General features: G+C 67.5%; 11 protein-coding genes. 7 read left to right on the forward strand and 4 right to left on the reverse strand.

Annotated elements, in window-relative coordinates:
• Nucleotides 1–20: 20 nt before the first annotated feature.
• The 3 genes from AC5Y4H_RS04160 to rpmF all read right to left on the reverse strand — a co-directional run bounded on the left by AC5Y4H_RS04160 (nucleotide 21) and on the right by rpmF (nucleotide 2568).
• The gene (locus AC5Y4H_RS04160) at nucleotides 21–1592 is read right to left on the reverse strand and encodes a HAMP domain-containing sensor histidine kinase (protein WP_499978801.1); all 1572 of its coding nucleotides are present in this window, start codon (nucleotides 1590–1592) and stop codon (nucleotides 21–23) included.
• 16 nt (nucleotides 1593–1608) lie between these two features.
• A complete protein-coding gene (mprA, locus tag AC5Y4H_RS04165) occupies nucleotides 1609–2295 on the reverse strand; it encodes a two-component system response regulator MprA (protein ID WP_499978802.1) in 687 nt (228 codons plus the stop codon).
• A gap of 99 nt (nucleotides 2296–2394) precedes the next feature.
• Nucleotides 2395–2568: a 50S ribosomal protein L32 gene (rpmF, locus tag AC5Y4H_RS04170; protein ID WP_003872812.1), complete on the reverse strand. Its 174-nt coding sequence runs from the start codon at nucleotides 2566–2568 to the stop codon at nucleotides 2395–2397.
• 267 nt (nucleotides 2569–2835) lie between these two features.
• Between rpmF and AC5Y4H_RS04175 the strand changes: the two genes are divergently transcribed.
• From AC5Y4H_RS04175 to AC5Y4H_RS04205, 7 genes are all read left to right on the forward strand, one after another.
• Nucleotides 2836–4557, forward strand: a complete 1722-nt coding sequence (locus tag AC5Y4H_RS04175; protein WP_499978804.1) for an acyclic terpene utilization AtuA family protein — start codon at nucleotides 2836–2838, stop codon at nucleotides 4555–4557.
• Complete coding sequence (locus tag AC5Y4H_RS04180) at nucleotides 4554–5702, forward strand: acyl-CoA dehydrogenase family protein (RefSeq protein WP_499978805.1); 1149 nt, start codon at nucleotides 4554–4556, stop codon at nucleotides 5700–5702. Before AC5Y4H_RS04175 ends, AC5Y4H_RS04180 begins: the two co-directional genes overlap by 4 nt.
• Before the next feature lie 88 nt (nucleotides 5703–5790).
• Nucleotides 5791–7380 (forward strand): acyl-CoA carboxylase subunit beta, encoded by a 1590-nt coding sequence (locus tag AC5Y4H_RS04185; RefSeq protein WP_499979159.1) that lies wholly within the window; start codon nucleotides 5791–5793, stop codon nucleotides 7378–7380.
• A 5-nt stretch (nucleotides 7381–7385) separates the two neighbouring features.
• The gene (locus AC5Y4H_RS04190; protein ID WP_499978806.1) at nucleotides 7386–9365 is read left to right on the forward strand and encodes an acetyl/propionyl/methylcrotonyl-CoA carboxylase subunit alpha; all 1980 of its coding nucleotides are present in this window, start codon (nucleotides 7386–7388) and stop codon (nucleotides 9363–9365) included.
• Nucleotides 9362–10528 (forward strand): acyl-CoA dehydrogenase family protein, encoded by a 1167-nt coding sequence (locus tag AC5Y4H_RS04195; RefSeq protein ID WP_499978808.1) that lies wholly within the window; start codon nucleotides 9362–9364, stop codon nucleotides 10526–10528. The genes AC5Y4H_RS04190 and AC5Y4H_RS04195 overlap by 4 nt, the downstream gene beginning before the upstream one ends.
• Complete coding sequence (locus AC5Y4H_RS04200) at nucleotides 10528–11307, forward strand: enoyl-CoA hydratase family protein (protein WP_499978809.1); 780 nt, start codon at nucleotides 10528–10530, stop codon at nucleotides 11305–11307. The genes AC5Y4H_RS04195 and AC5Y4H_RS04200 overlap by 1 nt, the downstream gene beginning before the upstream one ends.
• 132 nt (nucleotides 11308–11439) lie before the next feature.
• A complete protein-coding gene (locus tag AC5Y4H_RS04205) occupies nucleotides 11440–12042 on the forward strand; it encodes a DUF1707 SHOCT-like domain-containing protein (RefSeq protein WP_499978810.1) in 603 nt (200 codons plus the stop codon).
• Between the two features lie 9 nt (nucleotides 12043–12051).
• Here AC5Y4H_RS04205 and AC5Y4H_RS04210 read toward each other — a convergent pair whose 3' ends face one another.
• The gene (locus AC5Y4H_RS04210) at nucleotides 12052–12900 is read right to left on the reverse strand and encodes an aldo/keto reductase (protein WP_499978811.1); all 849 of its coding nucleotides are present in this window, start codon (nucleotides 12898–12900) and stop codon (nucleotides 12052–12054) included.
• Nucleotides 12901–12942: the final 42 nt, after the last annotated feature.

The following is a 12942-nucleotide window of genomic DNA, read 5'->3' on the forward strand; positions in this document are numbered from 1 at the left end:
GTTCAACAGTAGCCGCAGACCTACCTTGCCCGCGCGGACTGAGAGTCCACTGAGATAACGTTCGCTGGTTCCCTAGAGTTCGCTTCATCGCTAGCCGCCGCCTGGGTGGCGCCGGTCTCGGCGTCTACCTGGTCGGTTTGCGGCTCAGCGGCGGCAGGCGTGCCGTACGTCGGGGCGGGCAGGGGCCGCCCGGGCAGCAACACATAGAAGGAAGTGCCCGGGGGCTGGCCGCCCGGAACGGTGTCCTCGACGCGCAGCAGTCCCCCGTGGTTGAGCACCACCTTCTTCACGATCGCCAGCCCGAGTCCGGAACCCGGCATGGCGCGTGCCGTCGTCGAGCGGTAGAAGCGCTCGAACACCAGGCGACGTTCCTGCGGGGGAATGCCGGGGCCGTGGTCGGCGATCACCAGCTCCGCATGCGACGGGTCCAGCTGGCGCATCGTGACGCCGACGTTGCCACCGGGCGGGCTCCACTTGGCCGCGTTGTCCAACAGGTTCAAGACCGCTCGCGACAGCCCGGCGGCGTCGCCGTACACCTGCCACGGCGTCACGTTGACGTCGAAGTGAATGTCGTTGCGCCGCCGCCTGACTCGCTCCAGGCTGCGATCGATGACCTCGGACATGTCGACGGGCTCGTGCACCACCTGGCCGCCGTCGTCACGGGTCAGGTCCACCAAATCGCCTACCAGCGTTGACAATTCCTCGATCTGCGCGATGACGTCGGTGCGCAGGTCGACCATCTCCTGCTCGGGTAGGCGCGGCGCCCCCGGCTCCATCGCGGCCATCAGCAGCTCGACGTTGGTTCGCAGCGACGTCAGCGGCGTGCGCAGTTCATGCCCGGCGTCGGTGACCAGCCGCGCCTGCCGCTCCCGGGACTCGGCTAGCGCACGCAGCATGAGGTTGAAGGACTCTGTGAGCCTGGCCAATTCGTCACTACCGAACACGGGGATGGGTCTCAGGTCGTCGGTGCGCGCCACCCGCTCGGCCGCCTCCGTCAGGCGCGCCACCGGGCGCAGTCCGGCCCTGGTGACCATGCCGCCTGCGACCGCTGCGACCGCCACACCGACACCGCCGACGATCAGCAGCACCCAGCGCAGTCTGTTCATCACCGCCTCGGTGGGCTTGAGGCTCTTGGAGATTAGCAACGACGTGCCGTTCTGCAAGTGCACGGCAAGGATTCGCTGATCACCCGCGGTGCGCCGCGACATGAACAGGTCGCCGTGGATGACCGCTTTCTCCGGCGCACCGACCGGCAGGGTCTGACCCGGCTGCTGGGCGGTGTAGATCGCGTGACCCGGATTCACCAGCATGGCGTTGACGTCGGAATAGGCGGTGCCTTCGATGGCCTTGCCCGGATCGGCGGCCAGCGAGCCGCTGGCGATCAGCAGTTGCGCCCGGCTTTGCAGCTGGTTGTCGATGTCGCTGTACAGCGCCGCCGAAATCACGGCGTAGACGGCGAAGGCCATCAACACCACGACCATGGCGACCATCGACATCGCCAGCAGCATGACCCGCCACCGCAACGACAGGGAGGGCGTTGCGCGCAGCGGCGGGCGCAGCGGTGGACGTTGAGGCCGGGGGAACCGGATCATTGAGGGACCCGCATCGTCACGGGGGCGTCTCCCGAAGGACGTAACCCACGCCGCGCACCGTGTGGATCAGACGCGCCTCCCCATCGGCCTCGGTTTTGCGCCGCAGATAGCCCACGTACACCTCCAACGCGTTGCCGGAAGTGGGGAAGTCGAACCCCCAGACCTCCTCGAGGATCCGGCTGCGGGTGAGCACCCGGCGCGGATTGGCGATCAACATCTCCAGCAGCGCGAATTCGGTACGGGTCAGGCTGATGCGGCGCTGTCCGCGGGTGACCTCGCGGGTCACCGGGTCGAGCGTCAGGTCGGAGAACGTCATCGCCACCGATTCGGCGTCGTCCTCCGGCTTGGTGCGGCGCAGCAGCGCGCGCATCCGGGCCAACAGTTCCTCCAGGGCGAACGGCTTCGGTAGGTAGTCGTCGGCGCCGGCGTCCAGCCCGGCGACCCGCTCCGACACCGAATCGCGCGCGGTGAGCACCAGGATCGGCAGGTCGTCACCGGTACTGCGGAGCTGGCGGCACACCTCGAGGCCGTCCAGCCGCGGCATCATCACATCCAGGACGAGCGCGTCGGGGCGATCGCTCGCGATCAATTCGAGGGCCTCGACCCCGTCATGGGCCAGCTCAACGGAGTAGCCGTTGAAGGACAACGACCTACGCAGCGACTCGCGCACCGCGCGATCGTCGTCGACGACCAGTATTCGCACGGCCCCTAGTTTCGTCCCACCGCCTGAGACTGACCTGAGAGGCGCGCCGTGAGGCGGTCGCAAGCGCGGCGAAGCCGGGCGCTGCGGGCAGCCCCCTGACTAGCGGCGGTCGAGGTCGATCAGACCGAGGCGGGCCGCCTTGAGCAGCCTGCGGGGCACTTTGTGCCGCTGACCTGCGACCGTCACACCGACGAGTTCGGTCTTCTCGGCCTTCCACTGCGCGCGCCGGCTACGGGTGTTCGCGCGCGACATTCTGCGCTTGGGTACGGCCATAGTCGGGCCTAACTCCTCAATGTGGGACTTGCTGGTTCGGCATGTCGCGCGGCGTGGCCGGTGGGCCGAACGGGCGACGATCGCATATCAGGATAGTCGCTGGTCCGCTTGTCGCCAAAATGGGCGTCTCGCACGAATTCCTGCCCGCCGGACGCGCCATGGGCAACCGCTCCGAAGTGGGATCCTTGACGTGACACCGACGGTACCCGATAACCTACCGGTTGGTTGGTTGGTCCGAACCGGTTAATCCCCGAATGGAGGACAGGCATGGCCTCTGCTTCCGGCGCTTCCGGCAGTTCCGGCGCCGTCCGGATCGCGAACTGCTCGGGGTTCTACGGCGACCGGCTGTCGGCCATGCGCGAGATGCTCACCGGCGGTGACGTCGACTATCTCACCGGCGACTATCTGGCCGAACTCACCATGCTGATCCTGGGTCGCGACCGGATGAAGCACCCCGACCGCGGCTACGCCAAGACCTTTCTGACGCAGCTCGAGGACTGTCTGGGCGAGGCCCGCGACCGCGGGGTCCGCATCGTCGCCAACGCAGGCGGCCTCAACCCGGCCGGCCTGGCCGACGCGATACGCGCGCTGGCCGAGCGCCTGGGCATCGACGCCCGGATCGCCCACGTGGAAGGTGACGACCTGTTGCCGCGCGCGGCCGAACTCGGGCTGGGCACCCCGCTGACCGCGAACGCGTACCTGGGTGCCTGGGGGATCGTCGATTGCCTCGACAACGGCGCCGACGTGGTCGTCACCGGCCGCGTCACGGACGCCTCGGTGATCGTGGGGGCGGCCGCGGCGCACTTCGGCTGGGAGCGCACCGACTACGACCGGCTCGCCGGCGCCGTCGTCGCCGGTCACGTCATCGAATGCGGGGTCCAGGCCACCGGGGGCAACTACTCGTTCTTCACGGAGATCCCCGACCTCACCCACGCCGGCTTTCCCCTCGCCGAGGTCAGCGCCGACGGATCCTCGGTGATCACCAAACACCCCGGCACCGGCGGCCTGGTCGACACTGACACGGTCACCGCGCAGCTGCTCTACGAGATCACCGGGGCGCGCTACGCCAACCCGGACGTCACCGCCCGGATGGACAGCGTCGAGTTGTCGTCCGACGGACCCGACCGGGTACGCATCAGCGGGGTGCGCGGCGAGGCCCCGCCGCCCACCTACAAAGTGTCGATGAACAGCATCGGCGGTTTCCGCAACTCGATGACCTTCGTGCTGACCGGCCTGGACATCGAGGCCAAGGCCGACCTGATCCGCCGGCAACTCGACGCCGCGCTCACCGTCAAGCCCGCCGAACTGCAGTGGTCCTTGGCCCGCACCGACCACCCCGACGCCGACACCGAGGAAGCCGCCAGCGCCCTGCTGCACTGTGTGGTGCGCGACCCCGACCCCGCCAACGTGGGACGCCAATTCTCCTCGGCCGCAGTCGAATTGGCGTTGGCCAGCTATCCGGGATTCCACGTGACGGCACCGCCGGGCGACGGCCAGGTCTATGGTGTGTTCACGCCCGGGTTCGTCGACATCACCCAGGTGCCGCACATCGCTGTGCGCGCCGACGGCACGCGTACCGACATCGCCTGCGCCACCGAGACGTTGGCTCTGGCGCCCGCGCCTCCCCCGCCGCTGCCCGAGCCGTTGCCGGCCGGCCCGACGCGGCGGGTACCGCTGGGTCGTATCGCGGCCGCCCGCAGCGGCGACAAGGGCGGTTCGGCCAATGTCGGGGTGTGGGTGCGCACCGACGAGCAATGGCGATGGCTGGCCAACACTTTGACCGTCGCACTGCTCAAGGAGCTGCTGCCGGAAGCGGCGGACTTCGACGTCGACCGTCACCTGCTGCCGAATCTGCGGGCGGTCAACTTCGTCATCGACGGCATCCTCGGCCAAGGCGTCGCTTACCAGGCTCGCTTCGACCCCCAGGCCAAGGGGCTTGGGGAATGGCTCCGCGGCCGCTACCTCGACATCCCGGAGAGTCTATTGTGAATCTTTGGACCACGCCCGAGCGCGAACAGTTGCGAAAGACGGTGCGCTCGTTCGCAGAACGCGAGATCCTGCCCCACGTCGACGAGTGGGAGCGCACCGGCGACCTGCCACGCGAATTGCACCGCAGTGCCGGGGCCGCCGGGCTGCTGGGCGCGAACTTCCCCGAATCTGTCGGCGGTGGCGGTGGTGACGGCGCCGACGCGGTGATCATCTGCGAGGAGATGCATCAGGCCGGAGCGCCGGGCGGCGTGTTCGCGTCGTTGTTCACGTGTGGCATCGCGGTGCCGCACATGATCGCCTCGGGCGACCAGCGGCTCATCGACTCGTTCGTTCGCCCGACGCTGGCAGGCGAGATGATCGGTTCGCTCGCGATCACCGAACCCGGGGGCGGTTCCGACGTCGGACATCTTCGGACCTCGGCGGTTCGCGACGGTGACCACTACATCGTCAACGGCGCCAAGACTTACATCACGTCCGGAGTCCGGGCCGACTATGTGGTGAGCGCGGTGCGCACCGGAGGCCCGGGCGCGGGCGGGGTTTCGCTGCTGGTGGTCGAGAAAGGTACGCCGGGCTTCGAGGTGACCCGCAAGCTGGACAAGATGGGTTGGCGGTCCTCGGACACGGCCGAGCTGTCCTACACCGACGTTCGCGTCCCGGTGGCAAACCTGGTGGACGCCGAGAACAGTGGGTTCGCCCAGATCGCCCAGGCCTTCGTCTCCGAGCGGATCGGCCTTGCCGCACAGGCCTATTCGAGCGCGCAACGCTGCCTGGACCTGACGGTGCAGTGGTGTCGCGATCGCGAAACGTTCGGTCGCCCACTGATATCGCGGCAATCGGTGCAGAACACGTTGGCCGAGATGGCCCGTCGCATCGACGTCGCCCGGGTCTACTCGCGCAGCGTGGTGGAGCGGCAGCTCGCCGGCGAGACGGACCTGATACCGCAGGTGTGTTTCGCCAAGAACACCGCGGTCGAGGCCGGCGAATGGGTGGCCCACCAAGCCGTTCAGCTGTTCGGCGGTATGGGTTACATGGCCGAATCCGAGGTCGAACGCCAATACCGGGACATGAGGATCCTGGGCATCGGCGGGGGAACGACCGAAATCCTCACTGCATTGTCCGCCAAACTGCTGGGATTCCAATCATGATTTCACCGCCTCCTTGCCCCCTCGCTGCTTCGCGGCTGGGGGTGCCCCCACATCGCTTCGCTCTGCATCGTCGGCGGTGGTCATGACCGTGCTGCAGTCCACCCTCGACGCGGAGGCCACCGCTTTCACCGACGCGGCGTCGGCGGCGATGGCGAAACTCGAGGAGATCGACAGCGAGCTGGCCAACGCGCTTGCCGGCGGCGGGGCCAAATACGTTGAGCGCCATCACGACCGCGGCAAGCTGACGGCACGTGAGCGCATCGAACTGCTGGTCGACCAGGACTCGCCGTTCCTGGAACTCAGCCCGCTGGCCGCGTGGGGCAGCGCCTTCAAGGTCGGCGCCAGCACGGTCACCGGCATCGGCGTGGTCGAAGGCGTCGAATGCATGATCGTCGCCAACGACCCGACGGTCAAAGGCGGCACCAGCAATCCGTGGACCCTGAAGAAGATCTTGCGGGCCAACCAGATCGCCTTCGAGAACCGGCTTCCGGTGATCTCCCTGGTGGAGTCCGGCGGAGCGGACCTGCCCACGCAAAAGGAAATCTTCATTCCCGGCGGACGGATGTTCCGCGACCTGACCCGGCTCTCGGCGGCCGGGATCCCTACCATCGCATTGGTGTTCGGCAACTCGACCGCGGGCGGCGCCTACGTCCCGGGCATGTCCGATCACGTGGTGATGATCAAGGAGCGCTCCAAGGTCTTCCTCGCCGGTCCCCCGCTGGTGAAGATGGCCACCGGTGAGGAATCCGACGACGAATCGCTCGGCGGCGCCGAAATGCACGCCCGGGTCTCGGGTTTGGCCGACTACTTCGCCGTCGACGAACTCGACGCGATCCGGATCGGCCGCCGCGTGGTGGCCCGGTTGAACTGGGTCAAGCGGGGGCCGAAGCCCAAACCGGTCACCGCGCCGTTGTTCGACACCGAGGAGCTCATCGGCATCGTGCCCGCGGATCTGCGCATCCCGTTCGATCCCCGGGAGGTGATCGCCCGCATCGTCGACGGCTCCGAATTCGACGAATTCAAGCCACTGTACGGGTCCTCGCTGGTGACGGGCTGGGCCCAGCTACACGGCTACCCGATCGGCATCCTGGCCAACGCGCGTGGCGTGCTGTTCAGCGAGGAGTCCCAGAAGGCCACCCAGTTCATCCAGCTGGCCAATCGCTCCGACACGCCACTGCTGTTCCTGCACAACACCACCGGCTACATGGTGGGCAAGGACTACGAAGAGGGCGGGATGATCAAGCACGGCTCGATGATGATCAACGCCGTGTCCAACTCGACCGTCCCGCACATCTCGCTGCTGATCGGCGCGTCCTACGGAGCGGGCCACTACGGCATGTGCGGCCGCGCCTACGATCCGCGGTTCCTCTTCGCGTGGCCGACGTCGAAGTCCGCGGTGATGGGCGGCGCCCAGCTTTCGGGCGTGCTGTCGATCGTGGCCCGAGCGGCCGCCGAGGCGCGTGGCCAGCAGGTCGACGAGGAGGCTGACGCGGCGATGCGGGCCGCGGTCGAGGGCCAGATTGAAGCCGAATCGCTGCCGCTCGTGTTGTCCGGGATGCTCTACGACGACGGGGTGATCGACCCGCGAGATACCCGCACCGTATTGGGAATGTGTCTGTCCGCCATCGCCAATGGCCCGATCAAGGGAACGTCGAACTTCGGCGTCTTCCGGATGTGAGCCCCATGATCACACGAGTCCTTGTCGCCAACCGGGGCGAGATCGCCCGGCGGGTGTTCGCCACCTGCCGTCGGCTCGGCGTGGGCACCGTCGCCGTCTACACCGACCCCGACGCCGGCGCGCCGCACGTCGCCGAGGCCGACGCCCGGGTGCGGCTGGACAAGACCAACGACTACCTCAACGCTGCGGCCATCATCGCCGCCGCCCGCGCCGCGGGCGCCGATGCGATCCACCCCGGTTACGGGTTTCTCTCGGAGAACGCCGAATTCGCGGCCGCCGTCCAGGACGCCGGCCTGACGTGGGTGGGCCCGCCGGTGGATGCGGTGCGCGCGATGGGCTCCAAGATCGAGTCCAAGAAGCTGATGGCCGCGGCCGGGGTGCCCGTGCTCGACGAGCTCGATCCCGACACCGTCACCGAGGCCCAGCTGCCGGTTCTGGTCAAGGCCTCGGCGGGCGGCGGGGGTCGCGGCATGCGCGTCGTTCGCGAATTGTCCGCGCTCGCCGGCGAAGTCGCTGCGGCCAGCCGGGAAGCGCAGTCGGCCTTCGGTGACCCGACGGTGTTCTGCGAGCGCTATCTGCCCACCGGCCATCACATCGAGGTTCAGGTCATGGCCGACACCCACGGCACGGTGTGGGCGGTCGGCGAACGCGAATGCTCGATTCAGCGGCGGCACCAGAAGATCATCGAGGAGGCCCCGTCGCCGTTGGTGGAGCGCACGGTGGGGATGCGCGCCAAGCTGTTCGACGCGGCCCGGTTGGCCGCCGAGGCCATCGGCTACACCGGGGCGGGGACGGTGGAGTTCCTCGCCGACGACGACGGCGAGTTCTACTTCCTGGAGATGAACACCAGGCTGCAGGTCGAACACCCGGTCACCGAAGAAACCACGGGGCTCGACCTCGTCGAACTGCAGCTCGCCGTCGCCGACGGCGACCGTCTCGACGCGCAACCTCCTGCCGCGCACGGACATTCGATTGAGGCTCGGCTCTACGCCGAGGATCCCGCCCGCAACTGGCAGCCGCAGGCCGGTCTGGTGCGCGCATTCGAGGTGCCGTCCGTCCGGGCGGAGTTCAGCTCGCTGGGGCAACGGACCGGGATCCGGCTGGATTCGGGCGTCGACGACGGATTCACCGTCTCCATCCATTACGACCCGATGCTCGCCAAGGTCATCTCGTACGCCCCGACGCGCCGTCAGGCCTCGCTGGTTCTCGCCGACGCGTTGGCCCGCGCCCGTGTGCACGGGGTACGCACCAACCGCGATCTGCTGGTGAACGTGCTGCGGCATCCGGCGTTCCTCGACGGCGCCACCGACACCGCGTTTTTCGAGACCCACGACCTGGCGCGGCTGGCGGCGCCACTGGGTGACGCCCCCGTGGTGCGCCTGTCCGCCATCGCGGCCGCGCTCGCCGATGCCGCACACAACCGTGCTGGCGCGCCGGTGTTGAGTGCGGTTCCCAGCGGTTGGCGGAACCTGTCATCGGGCCATCAGGCCAAGGCCTATCGCGACGATCAGGGTGACGAGCATCGCATTCGATACCGTTTCACCAGAACCGGATTAGCGCTTCCCGAAGACCCCTCGGTGCAGCTGGTGTCGGCCACGGCCGATGACGTCGTACTGCGGGTCGACGGGGTCGACCACGGCTTCTCGGTGCGGCGCTACGATTCCGATGTCTACGTCGATTCCGCGCGTGGACCGGTTCACCTGGTCGCGCTGCCGCGTTTCCCCGAGCCCGGTTCGACGGTCGAAAAGGGCTCGCTGGTGGCGCCGATGCCCGGCAGCGTCATCCGGCTCGGTGCCTCCATCGGCGACACCGTCACCGCCGGCCGGCCGCTGATCTGGCTGGAGGCCATGAAGATGGAACACACCATCGCGGCCCCGGTCGACGGTGTGCTCGCCGAACTCAATGTCAAGACCGGTCAGCAAGTCGAAGTTGGCGCTGTGCTGGCAAGAGTGGAAGCGCCGCAATCAGAAGGAGATCAAGCATGACCGACACCAGCTTCATCGAGAGCGAGGAGCGTCAGGCCCTACGGAAGTCGGTGGCAGCGTGGGCGGCCAACTACGGCAGCGAGTACTACCTGCGCAAGGCCCGCGCGCAGGAGCACACCGACGAATTGTGGTCGGAGGCAGGAAAACTCGGCTTCCTCGGGGTGAACCTGCCAGAGGAGTACGGCGGTGGCGGCGCCGGAATGTATGAGCTGTCGTTGGTCATGGAGGAAATGGCGGCGGCCGGTAGCGCGCTGCTGCTGATGGTTGTCTCGCCCGCCATCAACGGCACCATCATCAGCAAGTTCGGCACCGAGGAGCAGAAGAAGCGCTGGATCCCCGGCATTGCCGACGGCACGTTGACGATGGCGTTCGCCATCACCGAACCGGACGCCGGCTCGAACTCGCACAAGATCACCACGACCGCCCGCCGGGACGGCAGCGACTGGATTCTCAAGGGCCAGAAGGTCTACATCTCCGGCATCGACCAGGCTCAGGCGGTGCTGGTGGTGGCCCGCACCGAGGAGGCCAAGACCGGAAAGTTGCGCCCCGCGCTGTTCGTCGTGCCCACCGACGCCCCGGGCTTCAACTACACCCCGATCGAAATGGAGTTGATCAGCCCCGAACGCCAGTTCCAGGTCTTCCTCGACGACGTCCGGCTGCCCGGCGACGCGCTCGTCGGCGCCGAAGACGCCGCCATCGCACAGCTTTTCGCCGGGCTCAACCCCGAACGCATCATGGGCGCGGCGAGCTCCGTCGGGATGGGACGGTTCGCCCTCAGTCGGGCCGCCGACTACGTCAAAACCCGTCAGGTGTGGGGCACGCCGATCGGCGCGCACCAGGGCCTGTCACATCCGTTGGCGCAGTGCCACATCGAGGTCGAGCTGGCAAAGCTGATGCTGCAGAAGGCCGCCACCCTCTACGACTCCGGCAACGACATGGGCGCGGCCGAGGCCGCAAACATGGCCAAATACGCTGCGGCCGAGGCGGCTACGCGGTCGGTGGACCAGGCGGTCCAGTCGATGGGCGGCAACGGACTGACTAAGGAGTACGGCGTCGCGGCCATGCTGGCCTCGGCCCGGTTGGGCCGCATCGCTCCCGTCAGCCGCGAGATGGTGCTGAACTTCGTCGCGCAGACATCGCTGGGCCTGCCCCGAAGCTACTGATGGACGCTCTGGTCGAATACGCCGGGCCCGCCGACACGGGCGGGCCCTACGCGCGGCTGACGCTGAACTCGCCGCACAACCGCAACGCCCTGTCCGCCACGCTGGTCAGCCAGCTGCACGAGGGGCTGCGCGAGGCCTCCGCCGATCCGGCGGCACGGGTGGTGGTGCTGGGCCACACCGGCGGCACCTTTTGTGCCGGTGCAAATCTGAGCGAAGCCGGCGGGGGCGACCCCTTCGACATGGCCGTCGCGCGGGCCCGCGAGATGGCCGCCTTGATGCGGGCCATCGTCTCCTCGCCGCTGCCGGCGATCGCCGCGATCAACGGGCACGTCCGGGCGGGCGGATTCGGTCTGGTGGGTGCCTGCGATATCGCGGTCGCCGGGCCGCGCAGCACCTTCGCGCTGACCGAGGCAAGGATAGGCGTTGCACCGGCGATCATTTCGTTGACGCTGCTGCCGAAACTGTCGGCGCGGGCCGCGGCGCGCTACTACCTGACCGGCGAGACGTTCGATGCCGAGCGGGCTTGTGACATCGGATTGATCACCGAGGCCGCCGAGGACGTCGACGCCGCGGTCGACAAACTGGTCACCGACATCGGCCGTGGTTCGCCTCAGGGCCTCGCGGCTTCCAAGGCACTGACCACGGCCGCGGTGCTGGAAGGTTTCGACCGGGACGCCGAGCGGCTCGCCGAAGAATCGGCCCGGCTCTTCGTGTCCGACGAGGCCCGCGAAGGCATGCTGGCATTCCTGGAGAAGCGTCCGCCCAACTGGACGAGTTAGCCACCGAGAAGTTAGCCAGATGTCAAACAAAGGGCCCGGCCCGAGGGTAGGCCGCGCGGCGCGGGCGGGTGCAACGTTGCAGTTTAGCCAATCCCCTTGCGGCAAAACCTGGACGTCGTAGGCTCGTGGGTGATGAGCAACTCAACGCAACGGGATGCGGAGGACACGCGCGGCGAGCCGTCACGCGCGGCCGATACCGACCGCATCCAGATTGCGCAGCTGCTGGCGTACGCGGCCGAACAGGGCCGCCTGCAGCTGAACGACTACGAAGACCGTTTGACCAGGGCCTACGCGGCGACAACGTATGAGGAATTGGATCAGCTGCGGGCCGATCTGCCCGGCACACCGGTGAGCCCGCGCCGAGGCGGCAAGCCCAATCCGGCGCCGTCGACCCTGCTGCTGGCGTTGATGAGCGGCTTCGAGCGCCGCGGCCGATGGAACGTCCCGAAGAAGCTCACCACCTTCGCCCTGTGGGGCAGCGGGGTGCTCGATCTGCGCTACGCCGACTTCACTTCGACCGAGGTCGACATTCACGCGATGTCGATCATGGGTGTGCAGAACATTTTGCTGCCGCCCGAGGTCAACGTCGAGGTCCACGGCCGCGGCGTGATGGGAAGCTTTGACCGCGCCGTCCTCGGCCAGGGCACGCCCGGCGCCCCGACCGTCCACATTCGTGGCTTCTCGCTATGGGGCGGGGTCGGCATCATTCGTAAGGCCCGCCGCCCGCGCGGTTAGCAGAGGCGGTTAGTCGGGCACGTAATCGAACGTGTCGGGGTTGGGGCCGCTGCGTCCCGATTCGCCCTTGTCCAGAGCCGAGATCGCGTCCATGTCGGAGTCGTCCAACTCGAAGTCGAACAGCTCGAAGTTGGCTTTTACTCGTTCCGGCGTCACCGATTTCGGGAAGACGATGTCGCCCCGCTGGATGTGCCAACGCAACACCACTTGCGCCGCCGATTTGTCGCGGGCGTCGGCGATGCGGTTGATCACCGGATCGTCGAGCACGCGGCCTTGAGCTATCGGCGACCACGCCTCGGTGGCGATGCCGTGCTCGCGTCCGTACGCGCGCACTTCGTCGTTGCTGAAGTAGGGGTGCACCTCGATCTGGTTGACCGACGGGACGGTGTCGGTCTCGTTGGCGAGCCGTTGCAGATGTGGCACTTGGAAATTCGAGACACCGATGCTGCGGGCGCGTCCGTCGCGCGCGAACTCTTCGAAGACCTTCCACGTCGAGACGAAGTCGCCGTCGTAGAGCGTGGGCAGCGGCCAGTGGATGAGGAACAAATCGACGTAGTCGGAATCCAGCTTCTTCAGCGTCTCGTCGAAGGCGCGACGGGCGTCGTCTGGCTTGTGAAATCCGTTGTTGAGCTTGCTGGTGACGAAGACCTCACCGCGGTCGACACCCGCATCGCGAATGCCTTGTGCGACTTCCTTTTCGTTGCCGTACATCTCGGCCGTGTCGATGTGGCGGTATCCGATCTCGAGCGCCTTCTGCACCGCCGCGGCCGTCTCGTCGGGCTTGATCTGGAACACACCGAAACCCAGCTGCGGAATGCTGACACCGTCGTTGAGTTCGATCGTTGGAACCTGGCTCATGCATCTCCTCCTTCAGGAGTCCCTGTACCCAGTCCGGAGCAC

Source organism: Mycobacterium sp. NGS58 (assembly GCF_059812385.1).